Source organism: Streptomyces tamarix (assembly GCF_032423885.1).
Lineage (GTDB): Bacteria > Actinomycetota > Actinomycetes > Streptomycetales > Streptomycetaceae > Streptomyces > Streptomyces tamarix.
In genome coordinates, this window is sequence record NZ_JAWCTQ010000022.1 from 13,001 (window position 1) to 29,800 (window position 16,800).

13 protein-coding genes are annotated in these 16,800 nt (G+C 73.6%); 5 read left to right on the forward strand and 8 right to left on the reverse strand.

The features are described 5' to 3' along the window. Positions 1-62: 62 nt before the first annotated feature. Entirely contained in the window at positions 63-668 is a 606-nt protein-coding gene (locus RND61_RS18365) for a TetR/AcrR family transcriptional regulator (RefSeq protein WP_315879072.1), read from the reverse strand. 184 nt (positions 669-852) lie between these two features. Here RND61_RS18365 and RND61_RS18370 point away from each other — a divergent pair, with 184 nt between their 5' ends. After that, positions 853-1,920 carry a class I mannose-6-phosphate isomerase gene (locus RND61_RS18370; RefSeq protein WP_315879073.1) on the forward strand — a complete coding sequence of 356 codons (1,068 nt, stop codon included), beginning with the start codon at positions 853-855 and terminating at the stop codon, positions 1,918-1,920. A 28-nt stretch (positions 1,921-1,948) separates the two neighbouring features. Here RND61_RS18370 and RND61_RS18375 read toward each other — a convergent pair whose 3' ends face one another. Continuing rightward, positions 1,949-3,226, reverse strand: a complete 1,278-nt coding sequence (locus tag RND61_RS18375) for a ricin-type beta-trefoil lectin domain protein (RefSeq protein WP_315879074.1) — start codon at positions 3,224-3,226, stop codon at positions 1,949-1,951. 362 nt (positions 3,227-3,588) lie between these two features. On the opposite strand from RND61_RS18375, the gene RND61_RS18380 reads away from it, so the two are divergent. Further along, positions 3,589-4,320: a hypothetical protein gene (locus RND61_RS18380; protein ID WP_315879075.1), complete on the forward strand. Its 732-nt coding sequence runs from the start codon at positions 3,589-3,591 to the stop codon at positions 4,318-4,320. A 69-nt stretch (positions 4,321-4,389) separates the two neighbouring features. Next, entirely contained in the window at positions 4,390-4,896 is a 507-nt protein-coding gene (locus RND61_RS18385) for a GNAT family N-acetyltransferase (protein ID WP_315879076.1), read from the forward strand. Positions 4,897-4,964: 68 nt separating this feature from the next. Here the strand turns inward: RND61_RS18385 and RND61_RS18390 are convergent, their stop codons facing one another. After that, positions 4,965-5,732 (reverse strand): class I SAM-dependent methyltransferase, encoded by a 768-nt coding sequence (locus RND61_RS18390; protein ID WP_315879077.1) that lies wholly within the window; start codon positions 5,730-5,732, stop codon positions 4,965-4,967. An 85-nt stretch (positions 5,733-5,817) separates the two neighbouring features. Next, the gene (locus tag RND61_RS18395; protein ID WP_315879078.1) at positions 5,818-6,933 is read right to left on the reverse strand and encodes a LacI family DNA-binding transcriptional regulator; all 1,116 of its coding nucleotides are present in this window, start codon (positions 6,931-6,933) and stop codon (positions 5,818-5,820) included. Between the two features lie 110 nt (positions 6,934-7,043). Here RND61_RS18395 and RND61_RS18400 point away from each other — a divergent pair, with 110 nt between their 5' ends. Then, entirely contained in the window at positions 7,044-9,227 is a 2,184-nt protein-coding gene (locus RND61_RS18400; protein WP_315879079.1) for an alpha-galactosidase, read from the forward strand. Between the two features lie 127 nt (positions 9,228-9,354). Here RND61_RS18400 and RND61_RS18405 read toward each other — a convergent pair whose 3' ends face one another. The 4 genes from RND61_RS18405 to RND61_RS18420 form a co-directional block, all read right to left on the reverse strand. Continuing rightward, positions 9,355-10,353, reverse strand: coding sequence for an ABC transporter ATP-binding protein (locus RND61_RS18405; RefSeq protein WP_315879137.1), 999 nt, complete (start codon positions 10,351-10,353; stop codon positions 9,355-9,357). After that, positions 10,350-12,434 carry a dipeptide/oligopeptide/nickel ABC transporter permease/ATP-binding protein gene (locus RND61_RS18410; protein ID WP_391653694.1) on the reverse strand — a complete coding sequence of 695 codons (2,085 nt, stop codon included), beginning with the start codon at positions 12,432-12,434 and terminating at the stop codon, positions 10,350-10,352. Before RND61_RS18410 ends, RND61_RS18405 begins: the two co-directional genes overlap by 4 nt. 19 nt (positions 12,435-12,453) lie before the next feature. Then, the gene (locus RND61_RS18415; RefSeq protein ID WP_315879080.1) at positions 12,454-13,443 is read right to left on the reverse strand and encodes an ABC transporter permease; all 990 of its coding nucleotides are present in this window, start codon (positions 13,441-13,443) and stop codon (positions 12,454-12,456) included. Between the two features lie 89 nt (positions 13,444-13,532). Next, complete coding sequence (locus RND61_RS18420; RefSeq protein WP_315879081.1) at positions 13,533-15,212, reverse strand: ABC transporter substrate-binding protein; 1,680 nt, start codon at positions 15,210-15,212, stop codon at positions 13,533-13,535. A 281-nt stretch (positions 15,213-15,493) separates the two neighbouring features. Here RND61_RS18420 and RND61_RS18425 point away from each other — a divergent pair, with 281 nt between their 5' ends. Beyond that, complete coding sequence (locus RND61_RS18425) at positions 15,494-16,792, forward strand: ROK family transcriptional regulator (protein WP_315879082.1); 1,299 nt, start codon at positions 15,494-15,496, stop codon at positions 16,790-16,792. The last annotated feature ends 8 nt before the right edge of the window (positions 16,793-16,800 follow it).

The window sequence follows — 16,800 nt, forward strand, 5'->3', positions numbered from 1 at the left end:
GGGTTTCTCCGGGGCCCGAAGGGGCTCCGGGAAGACGGAGGGGCGACGCGGCCGGGGCGGCTTCAGTCGCGCAGCGCGCGGGCGAGTTCGGTGAACGCCTCGTCGTAGATGGCCTTGAGGGGCCGGGCGCGCCCGGTGGCCGTCCAGAGCTCGACGGCGGACCGCACGGCGGCGAGGGCGGTGTGGACCAGCAGCCGCGGCCGCAGGTCCGCGTCGGCGTCCACGCCCAGCCGCTCGGCCACCGCCGCGATCAGCGCCTGCTCGTCGGCGCCGCGCGCCGCGAGGAAGCGCGGGACCAGTGACGGGCTGTTCCCCAGCACCGCGCACTGGAGTTCCCAGCGGTCGTGGCCGTCCTCGATGTGCGTCAGCTCCTCGGCGATGGCCTCGCGCAGTACGGTGAGGGTGGCGCGCCCCGGCGGAGCCCCGACGATCGCGCGGCAGGTCCGCGCGGTGCTGTCGGGGGCGGCGGCGAGGATCGCGTCGTCGAGGTGGCCGAAGTAGTTGAAGAACGTCCGCATCGAGACGCCCACTTCCGCCGTGACCGCCTCCACCGTCACCTGGTCGAGTCCGCGCTCCGCCGCCATGCGCAGCGCGGTGTCGGCCAGGGCGTCGCGGGTCGCGCGCTTCTTGCGCTCGCGCAGGCCGAGGGGAGGGTCGGAGAGGGTCACGAAGATGCATACTATGCAAAAATGCACGGACTGCAAATTTGATCGCGGCAGGGACGGCGGAGAGGGGCCGCGCCCGCGGCCGGTCACCGGCATGAAGGTCCCGGAGGGGGCTACTCGGCGCAGTGGCCGTCCCGTCTCCCCGCCCGCCTCCGGCCGGCGGCGGGCCCCTCCCACAGGAGCGCCGATGGACTGGTGTCCGCTGCGGTTGACCACCCCCGTCAAGCAACACCTCTTCGGCGGGCGGGCCATCCCGGACCGCCTCGGGCGCACCGGGCTGCCCGCGGGGCGGATCGCCGAGACCTGGGAGGTCAGCGACGTGCCCGGGGACGGGGCGCGGGTGCGGGAGGGCCCGCTGGCCGGGCTGTCGCTGCGCGAGCTGACCGAGCGGGACCCCGAGGGGCTGGTGGGCCGGGGGTGGCGGGGACCGCGTTTCCCGCTGCTGACCAAGTACATCGACGCGACCGGCCCCCTCCCCGTCCACCTGCACGCCGACGACGAGGCCGCGCGCGGGCAGGGCGAGCCGAACGGCAAGACGGAGGCGTGGCACGTCCTGGCGGCCGAACCCGGCGCCACGGCGCTGGCCGGCGTGGAGCCGGGCGTGCACCGCGAGCGGTTGCGGCGCGCCCTGCTGGAACAGGACTTCGACGCCGTGATGCGCCGCCTGCCGCTCAGCGCCGGGCAGACGCTGTACGTCCCGGCGGGCACCCTGCACAGCTTCGGCCCCGGCACGCTCGTCTACGAGATCGAGCAGACCTCCGACCTCCAGGAGCACGCCATGCGCCACCGCATGGAGGACGGGTCCGCGCTCGGCGACGACCAGTGGCGCGCCAACATCGACGCGCTCCTGGCCCAGTGGAGGCCAAGCCCGCGCCCGGACTTCGTGCCGGGCCTGCGCCTGCCCGTGGGCGACGGCGTCGACCGGGTGTTCCTGTGCGCCGGCCCCCACTTCGCCCTGGAACGGTGGCGCGTGCGCGCCGGGGCCGTGCTCGACCGCCCCTTCGACACCGCCCACGTCCTCAGCAACGCGGGGGCACCGGTCTCGTTCGACCTCGGTGACGACCGGACGCGGGAGGAGCTGGGCCGGGCGCGGACCGTACTGTTGCCCGCCGCTCTCGGCCGGGTGCGGATCCACGGCCCCGCGGACGTGCTCGCCGGCTACCTGCCCGACCTCACGCACGACGTCCGGCGCCCCCTGTCCGCCGCGGGTTACGGCCCGGCCGTCGTCTCCGCGCTGGGGGAAGGGCTCTCCTGAGCCGCGGAGGGACGGCCGGGCCGCGCGGTCACCGGGTCACGGTCCACTTCTGGTGGGCGGCTCCGGTGCAGGTCCAGATCTGCAGTCGGGTGCCGTTGGCGGAGCTGCCGCCGGTGGCGTCCAGGCACTTGTCGGCCTGCGGGTTGACGATGTCGCGAGCGGCGGGGACGGCCCACTGCTGGGCGGGGGTGCCGTTGCAGTCGTAGAGCTGGACGGGCGTGCCGTCGGCCGTTTTGCCCGCTGCGACGTCCAGGCACTTGCCGAGCGCGCGGATCGTCCCGTCGGCGCCGACGGTCCACTGCTGGGCGGGGGTGCCGTTGCAGTCGTGGAGCTGGACGGGCGTGCCGTTGGCGGCGTTCCCGCCGGCCACGTCCACGCACTTGCCGCCGATGCCGGTGATGGGACCGCCGCCCGGCTGCCCGGTGTTCGTGCTGACCCGGACGTGGTCGACGAGGAGGCGCTGGGGGAAGACCGTGCTGCCGTCGGGGTCTCCGGGCCAGTAGCCGCCGACCGCGAGGTTGAGGATCAGGAAGAAGGGCTTGTCGAAGACCCACGGGCGCCCGCCGAGGTCGGCGGGGGTGCGCCGCTGGTAGACGGTGCCGTCGACGGACCAGGTGATCGCGTTCGGGCTCCAGTCGACGGCGAAGGTGTGGAAGGCGTCGGCGGACGCCTGGCCGCCGGGCAGGGTGTATCCGGCGCCGATGCCGCCGGAGCCGGAGTAGCCGGGGCCGTGGAGGGTGCCGTGGACGGTGGACGGTTCGAAGCCCACGTTCTCCATGACGTCGATCTCGCCGGAGGCGGGCCAGCCGACCTGGCCGATGTCGTTGCCGAGCATCCAGAACGCGGGCCACATGCCCTGTCCGCGCGGGACCTTCATCCGGGCCTCGACGCGGCCGTACGTCGTGGTGAACCGGCCGGCCGTGTTGAGCCGGGCGGAGGTGTACTCGCACCGCCCGTACCAGCACTGGTAGTTGCCGGGGTTCTCGCGGCGGGCGGTGATGACCAGGTGCCCCTGGCCGTCGAGGGCGGCGTTGCGGTTCCCGGCGGTGTAGTACTGCCGCTCGTGGTTGGAGACGTTGTCGCCCGTCTCGATCTGCCACTTCCCGCTGTCGACGGCGGCGCCCGCCGGCCCGTCGAAGTCGTCGGAGAAGGTGACGGCGGCCGATGGGGCCGCCGCGGCGGTACGGCCGGAGGGTTCCGCCGGGTGCGCGGGGGCGCCCCGTGCCGGTCCGGTGGACAGCGACGCGAGGGCGAGCACCACGACGAGGGGCAGCAGCAGGCGTCGGGGCGGACGCGGGAAGTCCATGACTCTCCCTTCGGGGAGCACGACGAGGAAGGCCCGACATGGCAGGTACATGACAGGCCGGGGGCGCGGACCGGACGGCCGACGCGCCGAACCGGGACGAGCGGGAGGCCGCCCGGGACCGGAAGGCTTAGTTCACTGCGTGATTTAAGGAGTGAACAGATGGCCTGTCAAGGGCCCGGACGCCGATCCGCGTCCACCGCCGGGGCCCGTCACGGCATCCGGCGTCCCGACGCGGTGATCGAACGGGGCGCGGAGTCGTACGGTACGCCGTGAGGGAGTTCGTCGGCCGCCGGGCGCCGGACTTCCGGAGCGAAGCGTTTCGCGCACGCGCACCACGCCGCCCATGCGATGAGGAGGGCCCCATGGACGCCGCCGGAGAAGGACGGCAGCGACTGGACGCGGTCAGCGTCCTCAACACGAAGACGACACTCCTCCAGCTCCTCGGCCGGGCGGGGGTCTCCCCCGGCGAGGCGGAGGAGTTGATCGGCCTCGTCGAGGCCGGTGCCCTCGCCCTCGCGCACCGGGAGATCGGCGGGGCCGGGCGGAGCGCTCCGGGCGGGAAGGGCGAGCTCTACGCGTCCGGCTGGCTCGACGGCGCCCGGGCCGCCGCCGACGAACTCGGCGACCTCGCCGAACGGGCGCTGCGGAGCGCCGTCGCCTCCGGTCCGTCGTCCCCCACCCCGGACGCCCGCCCTCCCGTCAGGAGGATGGAGGTGGAACGGGCGAAGGCGGCGGTCACCCCCCTCTACCTCTCGTTCACCACCGCCTCCGACCTCGATCCGGAGGTCTCCGACCAGGTGCTCACCGCCGTCCTCGGCACCATGGACCCCCGGCGGCGGGCCGGATACCCGGGATCGCTGGCGGAGTTCGTCTCGGCCCACCGCGCACGCCTGGAGCGGCTGTACGCGCGGTACGGGCCCGGCAGCACCATCGCGATCCACGGCCGCTACTCCCTCGTCCACTCCCCCACCAGCGTCGCCGTACTGGAACGCCTCGCCACGGCGCCGGTGGCGCTGCGGGAGGAGTGGGACGCCGCCGAACTGCCGCCCGCGTGGCTGGAGGGGCTCACGACGGCCTGGGACCCACCGGCCTGACCGGCGGACGGCAGGGGACGGGCGGCGGGCGGCAGTCGACGGTGACGGGCGGGCTGGAATACTCCGGTCGTGGACGGCGAAGTGGTGGGGAACGGGACGCGGGCGGACGCGTCGGCGCACGGCGCGGCCTGGGCGCTGCGTTCCGCGACGGAGGCGGACGTCGAGGTGATCGCGGAGCTGCGGGCCACGGTCATGCGCGCGGACCTGGAACGCCTCGGGCGGTACGACGAGCACCGGGTGCGGCAGCGGCTGCGGGACTCCTTCTCCCCGCGGCACACGTCGGTCGTCGTGGTCGGCCGCGAACTCGCGGGGTGCGTGACGGTCCGGCCCGCCGGGGGCAGGCAGTGGCTGGAGCACTTCTACCTCGCTCCGCACCACCAGGGCCGGGGGCTCGGCTCCGCCGTCCTGCGCGCGGTGCTGGAGGGGGCCGACGCGCGGGGCCTGGCCGTGGGGTTGAACGTCCTACAGGGCAGTCCCGCCCGCCGGCTCTACGAGCGCCACGGGTTCGTCGTGGAGGCACAGGACCCGGTCGACGTCTTCATGGTGCGTCCCCCGGGGGCGGGGACCGTCGCATAAGGCCGCCCGCCCGCCGCTCCGGGCCCCGCCCGAACCGCCCCCTCCCGGGGCGGCGCCGCCGGAGGGGCTCACCCGGCCAGTCGTGCCTTCCAGATCTCCTCGCTGGGCCACGCGTGGGCCCAGGCGGCCGACACCTCCGCGTAGTCCCGGTGCGCGGGCCGGGGGGCCTGGACCTCGATCAGGTCCTCGACGACGAAGCCGTGGGACCGGAGCAGCCGGATCATCTCGCCGTGCGGCAGGACGAACTCCGTGCGCTCCCCCCAGTCCAGTCGGCCCATGCCGAACTGCCCGCGGAGCAGGGTCGCGGACGCCCGTCCTCCCGGCGGTACGCACAGGGCGAACAGGGGGGAGTACCGCATGAACACGAGCCGGCCGCCGGGCGCGAGGAGCCGGGCGGCCTCCGGGATCCACCGGTGGGGGTCGCACCACAGGGAGGCCCCGTACTCGCTGATCGCCAGGTCGAACGCGCCGTCCTCGCAGGGCACCTGCTCCGCACTGCCGAGGACGAGGGGGAAGTCCAGGCCGAACTCCGCCTGCATGGCGCGCGCGGTGGCGAGCTGCTTCTCCGAGAAGTCGATCCCGACCGGGTGGGCGCCCGCCCGGGCGAGCCACGCGGAGACGTAGGCGGTGCCGCAGCCCAGCTCGATCGCGCGCGTCCCCGCCAGGCCGTCGGGGAGCACGCGGACCTGTGACTCCGGAGTGGCCCACAGTCCCCAGCGCGGTTCCGGCAGCGCCCACTGGTCGCGGGCGAGCGGCCCGTGCCAGGCGGCCGCCCTGTCGTCCCAGTAACGCCGGTTCAGCTCCGCGTGGTCGGATCGATCGCCATGAGCAGTCATGGGGACATTCGACCGAAGGGCGGTGCGGGCCGGCAACGGAATAACGGTGGTGCCCCCGTCCCCGGGCGGGGCGCCCGGGGCCCGGTCAGGTCTCCGCGCGGCGGGCGGTGGATCCGCGCGGCACGCAACGGGCCGTGGGCGACCAGCGCTCCCGGACGGGCCGGCCGTCGATCAGTTCGAGCACGGACTCGGCGACGGAGAACCCGTACCGGTGCACGTCCACGCTCATGGTGGTGAGCGCGGGGGACGCCAGTCGGCACAGCGTGGAGTCGTCCCAGGCGACGAGCGACAGCCTCCCAGGCACGTCGACGCCGAGGTCCCTGGCCGCGCCCAGACCGGCCACCGCCATCACGTCGTTGTCGTAGAGGATGGCGGTCGGCGGCTCGGGGCCTTGCAGCAGCCCGACGGTGAGCCGTTCGCCGGCCTCGTGGGAGTAGTCGCCCTCGACCGTCACCGGCTCGGGCACGCCCGCCTCGCGGCAGCCCTGGAGGAGCGCCGCCGTGCGGGCGCGCGTGTGCAGCAGTTCGGAGGGGCCGCTGACCCGCGCGACGCGACGGTGGCCGAGTCCGAGCAGGTGCCCCAGGGCGTCGCGTACGGGGCCGGCGTCGTCCGTGCGGACGGCGGGCGCCGCCGGGTCCTCCTCCCAGGTGCCGGCGAGCAGGAACGGCAACCCCAGCTCGCGCAGGACGCGCGGGCGCCGGTCGCCACCGGTGAGGTTGACGACCACCACGGCGTCCACCAGCCGCCGCGCCGCCCAGCGCCGGTACGCCTCGGTCTCCGCGTCGTGCGTTCCGACGATGTGCAGCAGCACGGACATGCCGCGCTCGGCCAGCCGTTCCTCGATCCCGGTGATGAACTCCATGAAGAACGGTTCGACGCCGAGCAGTCGGGCGGGGCGGGCGAGGACCAGTCCGACCGCGCCGGAGCCCGCCGCCCCTCCGGGACCGGCGGGCGTGCCGGGGCCCTCCGGGAAGGGGCGCGGGGCGCGGGTGCCGTCCCGTCCGGTCACGGGCACCTCCTTCTCCGGGTCTGCCGGCGCGAGCGGCTCACCGGTGGGTTCGCGGTACGCGACCGCGCGGGGCGGCACGTCCGGCTCGATGGTGGTCACGGTACCGGGGCCGGCGGAGACGAGGCCGATCCGCTCCGCGCCCGCGCGCGGTGACGGCCCGGCGGAGGGGGGACGAGGAGGGCGACCGGTCACTCCTCCTTGTGCGGACCGGCTCACTCGGTGATTCTTACGTCGCTGAACAAAGTAAGTCAACCAGTCATGAGCGTCTCCCCCTGGGGACCGACATAAGGATGTTGATCACCGTGGCAGCGCCTTCCGCCCCGCTCGATCCGGGTCTCGTACACCTGCGTGCCGCGGGTGTGAGCCTGGTACTGGACCTCACCGGTGACACCCTGCCGCGCGTGCCGCACTGGGGCGCGGACCTCGGGCCGCTCGACGCCGCCGCGCTGGAGGCCCTCCGGCTGGCCCGGCGGCCACAGCCCATCGGCTTCTCCGTGGACGGCCCCGTGGAGGTCTCCGTCCTGCCCGAGCAGTCCGCGGGCTGGCTCGGCACCCCCGGCCTGTCCGGCAACCGGGCCGGCCGGGACTTCTCGACGGCCTTCCGGGTGCGCGACGCGTCCCTGGTGGCGGGCGGGCGGGACGGCGACGGCGGCCGCGTGGTCGTCCGCGCGGCCGACGCGGACGCGGAGCTCGAACTGGAGCTGACCGTGGAACTCACCGCCGCCGGCCTGGTGCGCCAGCGCGCCGCCGTCACCAACCGCGGGGCCGTCCCCTTCGCCGTCGACGCCGTGAGCCTCACGCTGCCCGTTCCCGCCACCGCGACCGAACTGCTCGACTTCACCGGCCACCACCTGCGCGAACGCAGCCCCCAGCGCACCGCTTTCGCCCAGGGGCTGCGGATGCGGGAGAACCGCACCGGCCGGACCGGCTACGACTCCGCCTACCTCCTCGTCGCCGGCACCGGCGGCTTCGGCAACCGCTCCGGCGAGGTCTGGGGCGTGCACACCGCGTGGTCGGGCAACCACCGCACCTTCGCCGAACGCACCTTCCACAGCGTCTCCCTGCTCGGCGCGGGCGAACTGCTGCTCTCCGGCGAGGTCCTGCTCGGCCCGGACGAGACCTACTCCACGCCCTGGTGCTACGGCTCCTACGGCGCCCGGGGCCTCGACGAGCTCTCCGCGCGCTTCCACCGCGAACTGCGCGCCCGGCCGCACCACCCCTCCACCCCCCGCCCGGTGGTCGTCAACACGTGGGAGGCCGTCTACTTCGACCACGACCTGGACCGGTTGCGCGCCCTGGCCGACGCCGCCGCCGCGGTCGGCGCCGAGCGGTTCGTACTCGACGACGGCTGGTTCGGCTCCCGCCGCGACGACCGGCGCGCCCTGGGCGACTGGTACGTCTCCGACGAGGTCTGGCCCGAGGGGCTGACCCCCCTCACCGACCACGTCACCGCCCTCGGCATGGAGTTCGGCCTCTGGGTCGAACCCGAGATGATCAACGAGGACTCCGACCTCGCCCGCGCCCACCCCGACTGGATCATGGCCGCCGGGAACCGGCTGCCCGGGGCCGCGCGCTCCCAGCAAGTGCTGGACCTGGCGCGCCCGGAGGCGTACGCGTACCTCCTGGAGCGCCTGGACACGCTGCTGAGCGACTACCCGATCGCCTATCTGAAGTGGGACCACAACCGGGACCTCGTCGAGGCCGGACACCGTCCCACCGGCGGCGCCGGCGTCCACGGCCAGACCCTCGCGGCCTACCGCCTCCTCGCCGAGCTGCGCCGGCGCCACCCGTCCGTCGAGATCGAGTCCTGCTCCTCCGGTGGCGGCCGGGTCGACCTCGGCATCCTGGAGCACACCGACCGGGTGTGGGTCTCGGACTGCATCGACGCCCTGGAACGGCAGCAGATCCAGCGGTGGACCAACGCCCTGATCCCCCTGGAACTCATGGGCACCCACGTCGGTTCCGGCACCGCGCACACCACCGGCCGCCGCCACGTCCTCGACTTCCGCGCGGGCACCGCCCTCTTCGGCCACTTCGGGGTGGAGTGGGACCTCACCTCGGCCGACCCCGGGGAGCTGACCCGGCTCGGCGAGTGGATCGCGCTCTACAAGGAGCTGCGCGGCCTCCTCCACACCGGCACCGCCGTCCACGCCGACCACCCCGACCCCGCCTACCAGGTGCACGGCGTCGTCGCCGAGGACGGCTCCGACGCGCTCTACGCGCTCGTCGCGACCGCCACCTCCGCGCTCTATCCGCCCGGCCCGGTCGTACTGCCCGGCCTGGACCCGGACGCCGCCTACCGGGTCCGCCCGCAGCCCCCGGGAGACGTACCGGACGGCAACGCGCACCACTGGGGGGCGGAGCTGCCCTGGTGGACCCCGAAGGGGGTGGTGCTGCCCGGCCGGGTCCTGGCCGCCGCGGGCCTCCAGGCGCCCGTGCTCTACCCGGAGCGGCTGGTGCTGATCAGGGCGACGCGTCTGCCGTAGCGTCCCGTGCCGGCCGGGGACGGGCGGAGGGGCGGGGCGCCCCGGCCGGTGGCCGCCCGTCCCCGGTCGGTCCGGCCGGTCCACTCCGCACGGTGGAACAGCCGGGCGGAGGGGCGGGGCGGCGCCGCTACCGGGCCGGGTCGACGCGGTCCGTTCCGTCCGCGTACAGCCAGCACTTGGCGAAGTGGCCGGGGGCGACGGCGTGGTCCCGCACCGGCCGGGAGCAGACGTCCATGGCCTGGGGGCAGCGGTCGCGGAACGTGCAGCCGGAGTCGGCCGGCGGGGCCGCCCCCGGTCCGGTGGGCTCGACCGCGCGGGTGCCGGAGAGCAGCTCCGTGCGGCCCGCGGACACGTCGGGGTTGGGGGCGGCGGAGGCGAGCAGCCGGGTGTAGGGGTGCCGCGGGTGGAGGATGACCTCGTCGGCCGCGCCCCGTTCCACGACGCGGCCCCGGTACATCACCAGGATCTCGTCGGAGAAGTGCCGGGCGGTGGCCAGGTCGTGGGTGATGTAGAGGACGGCGAGGTCGTCCTCGCGCTGGAGCCGGGCGAGGAGGTTCAGCACGCCCAGCCGGATGGAGACGTCCAGCATGGACACCGGTTCGTCGGCGACGACGACCCGGGCGCCGGGGGCGAGCGCCCGGGCGATGGCGACGCGCTGCCGCTGGCCGCCGGAGAGCTCGTGCGGGCGGCGCTGCGCGATGTCGGCCGCCGGGTGCAGGTTGACCCGCTCCAGCAGTTGCTCGACCCGTTCCCGGGTCTCGGCCGCGGTCCCGGTCACGCCGTGCAGCTTCAGCGGACGGGCGATGTGGTGCTCGACGGTGTGGAAGGGGTTGAGCGAGGCGAAGGGGTCCTGGAAGACCATCTGGACGTGGTCGCGGTAGCGGCGGTCGGGGATCTCGGTGCCGTCGGCGGCGGTGGCGGTGATCCGGCCGCCGGTGGGCCGCTCCAGCCGGGCGATCATGCGGGCGACGGTCGACTTGCCCGAACCGGACTCCCCGACCAGCGCGACCGTCCGCCCGGGCGCCAGGGAGAAGGAGACGTCGTCCACCGCGCGCAGCCTGGAGCGGCGCAGCCCGGTCCGGACGGAGAAGTCCTTGACCAGGTCGCGTACGTGAAGCGTGGTCATCGGGCGGCCCTCTCGTCGGTGTGCTGGTCCCGGGGCGCCGGCGGCGCGCCGTCGGCCGGGGCGTCGTCCTCCCGCGTCCGCGCGCTCGCCTCCCCGGTGCGGACGAACGAGCCGCGCTCGCCGGTCAGGCTCGGGAAGGAGTCGAGCAGTTGGCGGGTGTAGGGGTGCCGCGGATTGCGGTGGAGCTCCTCCGCGTCCGCGTACTCGACGACCTCGCCCCCGCGCATGACGGCGATGCGGTCGCTCAGTTCCAGGAGCAGCGGCAGGTCGTGGGTGATGAAGACGACGGCGAAGCCCAGCTCGTCCCGGAAGCGCAGGATCTCCCTGAGGATGCCGCGCTGCACGACCACGTCGAGCGCGGTCGTCGGCTCGTCCATGATCATCACCTGCGGGTCGAGCAGCAGCGCCATGGCGATCATGACGCGTTGCCGCATCCCGCCGGACAGCTCGTGCGGGTACGAGTCGAGCCGCCGGGGGTCCACGCCGACCAGCCGCAGCACCTCGGCGCACCGCTCGCGCCGCTCGGCCCTGGTCATCCCGGGGCGGTGGGTGGTGAGGACGTCGTCGAGCTGGGCGTGGACGGAGATCACCGGGTTGAGCGCGTTCATCGCGCCCTGGAAGACCATCGACAGCTTCGCCCACCGGAAGCGCCGCAGCTCCTCGCTCTCCAGGCCCAGCACGTCGACGTCGGTGCCGTCGCGGTCGTGGAACGTCACCGAGCCCGACGCCACCTCGGCGGGCGGCCGGTGCAGCCGGTTGATCGCGTACGCGAGGGTGGTCTTGCCGCAGCCGGATTCACCGGCCAGGCCGAGGATCTCGCCGCGGCCGAGGACGAAGGAGACGTCCTTGACGGCGTGCACCGGCGTTTCGCCCCCGTAGACGACGTTCAGCCGCTCGACGGTGAGTACGGGGTCGGGGTGGCCGGACACGCTCCCCGGTCCCTCCGCCGGAGAGGCCGGCGCGGTCACGGCCGGTGCGGTCACGGCTGCCCCGGTCACGGTCGATCCGGTCACGGCTGCCTCGGTCGCGGCTGCCCCGGTCGCGGCCGATCCGGTCACGGCTGCCCCGGTCGCGGCTGCCCCGGCCTCGGCCGGCGCGGTCACGGCCGGCGCGTGCCTGCGGCGGCCCCGCCGGGCGGCCTCGGGGAGGTCGCGCAGCCTGGGGTTGATGATCTCGTCGATGGAGAAGTTGATCAGGGAGAGTCCGCAGCCGAACAGCGCGATGACCACGCCCGGCGGGACGAACCACCACCACGCCTCCCGTTGCAGCGCGAAGCCGTTCTGCGCGTAGTACAGCATCGTGCCGAGCGTGGAGGAGTTGGAGGCGCCCAGCCCCAGGAAGGACAGGCCGGCCTCGCTGAGGATCGCCAGGATCACCGCGAAGACGAACTGCGAGGCCAGCAGCGGCAGCAGGTTGGGGAGGATCTCCACGGACACCACCCGCCAGGGCTTCTCCCCGGCCACCCGCGCCGCCGCCACGTAGTCGCGGTTGCGCAGGCTCAGCGTCTGGGCGCGCAGCACCCGCGAGGACGCGGCCCAGCCGGTGACGGCGAGCACCACGGCGATGGTCCACCAGCCGCGCTCGGCGGCCGGGACGAACCCGGCGATGACGATCACCAGCGGCAGACCGGGGATGACCAGCATGACGTTGGAGACGAGCGAGAAGACCTCGTCCACCACGCCGCCGGCGTAGCCGCCGACGATGCCGAAGAGGGCCGACAGCAGGGTGGCCATGACGCCCACCAGCAGGCCGATCCGGAGCGAGCCCCGGGTGGCGTGGGCGAGTTGGGCGAGGACGTCCTGGCCGGTCTGGGTGGTGCCGAGGAGGAACTCGCCGCTCGGCGCGGTCATCCCCATGTTGCGCACCTGGTCGGGGTCGCCCACGAAGAAGGGGCCGAGGACGCCGAAGAGGGTGATGGCCGCGACCAGGCCGAGGCCGATGCCGAGCTTGGGCGACCAGCGGGGCAGGAGCGAGCGCCAGCCGCTGCCCGCGGGAGTGCCGGGCGGCGCGCCGGGCGCGGCCGGGGCGGTGGCGGCGAGGGGTTCGGCCGCCTCGGTGGTGGCCGGGCCGGGATTCGTCACGGTGCGGGCTCCCTGTCTCTCAGACACCGGCTCGGGTGCGGGGGTCGATGAGGCCGTAGAGCAGGTCGACGACGAGGTTGGCGCCCAGTACGGCCACCGTGATCACCAGGAAGATCCCCTGCATCAGGGCGAAGTCGTTGTTCTGCACGGCCTGGAGCAGCTTTCCGCCGATGCCCGGGTAGGAGAAGACCTGCTCGGTGATGATCGAACCGGCGACGACGAAGCCCAGTGAGATCGCGAAGCCGGCGACGGAGGGCAGGACCGCGTTGCGGGCGGCGTAGGCGACCATGATCCGCCTCTCCCGCAGCCCCTTGGCCCGGGCGGTGAGGACGTAGTCCTCGGAGACGGTCGAGACCATCATGTTGCGCATCCCGAGCAGCCAGCCGCCCATCGAGGAGAGGACGATGGTCAGCGCCGGCAAGGTCCCGTGGTACCCGGCCGACTGGATGAACTCCCAGTTCCAGCCCGGGTCCAGGACGACGTCGTAGCCGCCCAGCAGCGGGAACCACTTGAGTGCCGAGGCGAAGACCGCGACCAGGATCAGCGCCAGCCAGAAGTAGGGGACCGCGGCCAGCACGGTCGTGGCCGGCACCAGGGAGTCGAGCCAGGTGCCGCGCCGCCAGCCCACGACCGTGCCGAGCACGGTGCCGAGCACGAAGGAGAGCAGGGTCGCGATCCCCACCAGGACGATCGTCCAGGGGAGGGAGTCCCCGATCACCTCCGAGACGGGGGCGGGGAAGGCACTCACCGAGACCCCCAGTTCGCCCCTCAGGAGATTGCCCAGGTAGGACAGGTACTGGTCCCACAGGGGTTCCCGGCTGTCCGTGCCGAGGAGGAGCTCGTAGGACCTGCGGACCGACGGGTCCACGGAGCCGCCGCGCTGCTGGAGCCGCGCCATGAGGGTGTCGACCGGGTTGCCCGGCATCATCCTCGGAATGAAGAAGTTCAGCGTCAGCGCCGCCCACAGGGCGACCGCGTAGAACGCCAGCTTCCGGAAGTAGTACCTCATCGCCTGTCGCCGCCCATCGCCGTGGCTCCTCCTCGTCCGCTCAGCCGCTCGGGCTCAGCCGTGCACAGACCTCTCGACCGGGCCGGCGCTCACGCGGCGGGCTTCAGCTTCTTGAAGACCTGCGCGTGGTCGGGGCGGCTCCAGATGGCCGGGAAGGCGTACAGGTCCTCCTGCGTCGGCCAGCCGGTGAACTTGTCGGCGTGGTACTCGCTGGTCGTGCCGCCGGTCAGGACGGGGATGTACGGCATGACCTCCTCCAGCCGGGTCTGGATGACGTCGTACTGCTCCTGCCGGGCCGCGGTGTCGTCCGGGGCGATCGACTTCAGCTTCTCCAGGGCCCCGTCCACGGCCGCGTCCTTGAACCGGGAGAAGTTGGGGTTCGCGGCCTCGCCCACGGGCGCGGTCGTCGCGCCGGAGAAGAAGTAGTAGTAGAGGTAGTACGGGTCGGGCGCGGGTCCGGGCGTCAGGGCGTCGATGATCAGCTCGTACTCGCCCTGGCCCCGGGCGTCGGACCACTCGTTCCAGGAGAGCTGCTGGGCGGTGAGCTTGATCCCGGCCTTCTTGAGCTGCTGGGCCATCGTGTCGACCGCGGTGATGTAGTCGGTCCAGCCGGAGACGACCTTGACGGTGAGCTCCAGCTTCCTGCCGTCCTTGGCGTAGATCCCGTCGGACCCCTTGGTCCAGCCGGCGCCCTGGAGGAGCCGGGCCGCCGTGGCGACGTCGGGCTCCATCGGCGCGGTCCTGTCCTTCAGCCCACTGGAGATGATCTTGTCGTCGCGGCCGGGGAGCGCGAATCCGGGGGAGATCTCCGAGGAGGTGTTCTGGAAGGCGAGCGAATTGATCTGCCCGCGGTCCAGGGCGTGGTAGATGGCCTTGCGGACGGCCGGGTCCGTCTGTGGGCCCTTGCAGCCGAGCGCGCTGTTGGAGCAGGTGAAGAGAGCGGTCTGGTTCATCGGCACGGTGACGGCCCGGTAGCCCGGGTAGTTCTTCTCGACGTTCGCCAGGTCCGGGACCGGGCCGGTCTGCCAGTCGATCTTCCCTGCGGCGAGCGCGTCCGCACCGGCCTGGTTGCCGGAGAGGGAGAGGTAGCGGACCTTCTTCACCTTCGGCTCGCCGCCCCAGTAGCCGGGGTTGGCCTTGAGGGTGAACGCCTGGGCCTTGAAATCGTCGACCATGTACGGGCCCGTGCCCACCGGGTTCTCGATCCGGTCCTTCGAAGGGTCCTTGATCTTGCCCCAGATGTGCTCCGGCACGATCCAGATCTTGCCGAGGATCTGCGGTCCCTCCATGAAGGCCGGCTTGTCGAAGGAGATCTTGACGTGGGTGTCGTCGACGGCCGTGGCCTTGCCCTTGTAGCCGGTTCCGTTCATGGTCGGGTACTTGGTGATCATGTCGAGCGTGAACACCACGTCGTCGGCCGTGAACTTCTCCCCGTCGGTCCACTTCACGTCGTCGCGCAGGGTGACCGAGAGCTCCGTGCCCTCCTCGTTCCACCGGTACGCGGTGCCCAGCAGCGGCTCGGGCTCCGCGCGCCGGGTGAGGTTGTAGAAGAACAGCCCCTCGAAGATGGTTCCGGGGCCGTCGATCAGGGTCGGTGAGTACGGGTTGTAGTTGCGCTGGTAGTCACCGGACTGGCCGGTGAAGACGACCAGCGCGTCGTTCCCGGAGGAGCTCTCGCCCGGTCCGGAGCAGCCGGCCAGCAGCGCGGCGGCGGCCGCCGCCGCGACCGCCGCCGTACGCGCGCGCCGGTGCTTGGTCTGCAGGAACATCCCTTGGTCCTCTCGTCACCGGCCGGCACGCCGAACGTGCTTGGGAGCGCCGCCCGTTGGGGCGTCGAACTGGTGGCGAGATTGTTAAGACGCCGAATAAAGAAAGTCAATACCCCGTCACGGGTTGCGGGACCCCGCTCCCGCCGTGTCCCGGCCGCGGAGCCGTGCGGGCCCGGGGACTTCGTAAGGCGCGTGAACTAAGCTGGCGGAAGTGGCGTGACCCGCCGCTGTTCGACCTGGACGTCGTGGACGGCGCGCACGAGGCGCGGGCGGAGGAACCAGTGAGTGGACCGGCTCAGACCACACCTCACGCGAGCAGCAGGTCGGCCGTCCTCGACGTGATCCGCGCGGCGGGCACGATCAGCCGGGTCGGCCTCGCGCGGGCCACCGGCTTCACCGGCGCGACCATCTCCACGGTCGTCCGCCGGCTCATCGACGACGGGCTCGTCCTGGAGACCGGGCGCGCGGAGTCCACCGGCGGGAAGCCCCGGGTCCTGCTCCAGCTCAACCAGGACTCGCGCTACGCGGTCGGGGTCCACCTGGACCTGTCGGGGATCACCTACGTCCTCACCAACCTCGGCGGTTCCGTGGTCGCCCGGATGTCGCGGGCCGGAGCGGGCGAGGAGGACCCGCCCGTCGTCGTCGGGCGGATGGCCCGCGAGGTCGAGGCCCTGATCGAGGGCATCGGCGTCGACCGGTCCCGGATCACCGGCCTCGGCCTGGTCTCCCCCGGCCCGCTCGCCCCGGCCGCCGGGATGCGGCTCACCCCGCCCGCGATGCGCTCCTGGGAGGACTTCCCCCTCGACCGCGCCCTGGAGGAGGCCACCGGCCTGCCCGTCCTCCTCGACAACGACGCCACGGCCGCGGCCCTCGGCGAGCACTGGTCCGGCGTCGTCGGCGGCACCGCCACCTTCGCCGCCCTGTACATGGGCACCGGCATCGGCGCCGGCCTCCTCATCAACGGCCTCACCTACCGCGGCGCCAGCGGCAACGCCGGGGAGATCGGCCACGTCTGCCTCGACGTCAACGGCCCCGAGTGCTGGTGCGGCGCCCGGGGCTGCACGGAGATCCTCGCCGGTCCCGCCGCGGTCGTCGCCGCCGCGCGCGCCGACAGGAGGCTCGCCAGGGCGGCCGGCCTGACCAGCGGCAAGGGGAACAAGCCCCCGCGGCCCTCCGTGGCCGCGGAGTTCGCGGCGGTCGCCCGGGCGGCGCGCGACGGCGAGCCCGCGGCCCGCGCCCTCCTGGAGGACTCGGCCCGCCACCTCGCGGTGGCCGCCCGCACCCTGGCCAACGTCATGGACCTGGAGCTCCTGGTCCTCACCGGCCCGAGCCTGGCCATCGCCGGCTCGACGTACCTGCCGGTGGTCCAGGAGGAGATGGACCGCGCCTTCTTCTCCCGCGCCACCCACCCGGTGGAGGTGCGCCTGTCCACCTCGGCGGCCACCGCCCCGGCGATCGGCGCCGCGACGATGGTGCTCCAGTCCGAACTCGTCCCCCTGCGCCAGGGCCTGCGCCTCCCGGGCAACCTGGCGGACGCGGAGCCGGGCGGCACGGCGGTGCGCGCGGCCCACGGCGGCTGACACCGCGG

Bases quoted from the DNA above. Each gene is read 5' to 3' on its own strand.
- RND61_RS18370 (WP_315879073.1), top strand. From the start codon at position 853: ATGGACTGGTGTCCGCTGCGGTTGACCACCCCCGTCAAGCAACACCTC.
- RND61_RS18375 (WP_315879074.1), bottom strand. From the start codon at position 3,226: ATGGACTTCCCGCGTCCGCCCCGACGCCTGCTGCTGCCCCTCGTCGTG.
- RND61_RS18380 (WP_315879075.1), top strand. From the start codon at position 3,589: ATGGACGCCGCCGGAGAAGGACGGCAGCGACTGGACGCGGTCAGCGTC.
- RND61_RS18390 (WP_315879077.1), bottom strand. From the start codon at position 5,732: ATGACTGCTCATGGCGATCGATCCGACCACGCGGAGCTGAACCGGCGT.
- RND61_RS18405 (WP_315879137.1), bottom strand. From the start codon at position 10,353: ATGACCACGCTTCACGTACGCGACCTGGTCAAGGACTTCTCCGTCCGG.
- RND61_RS18415 (WP_315879080.1), bottom strand. From the start codon at position 13,443: ATGAGGTACTACTTCCGGAAGCTGGCGTTCTACGCGGTCGCCCTGTGG.
- RND61_RS18420 (WP_315879081.1), bottom strand. From the start codon at position 15,212: ATGTTCCTGCAGACCAAGCACCGGCGCGCGCGTACGGCGGCGGTCGCG.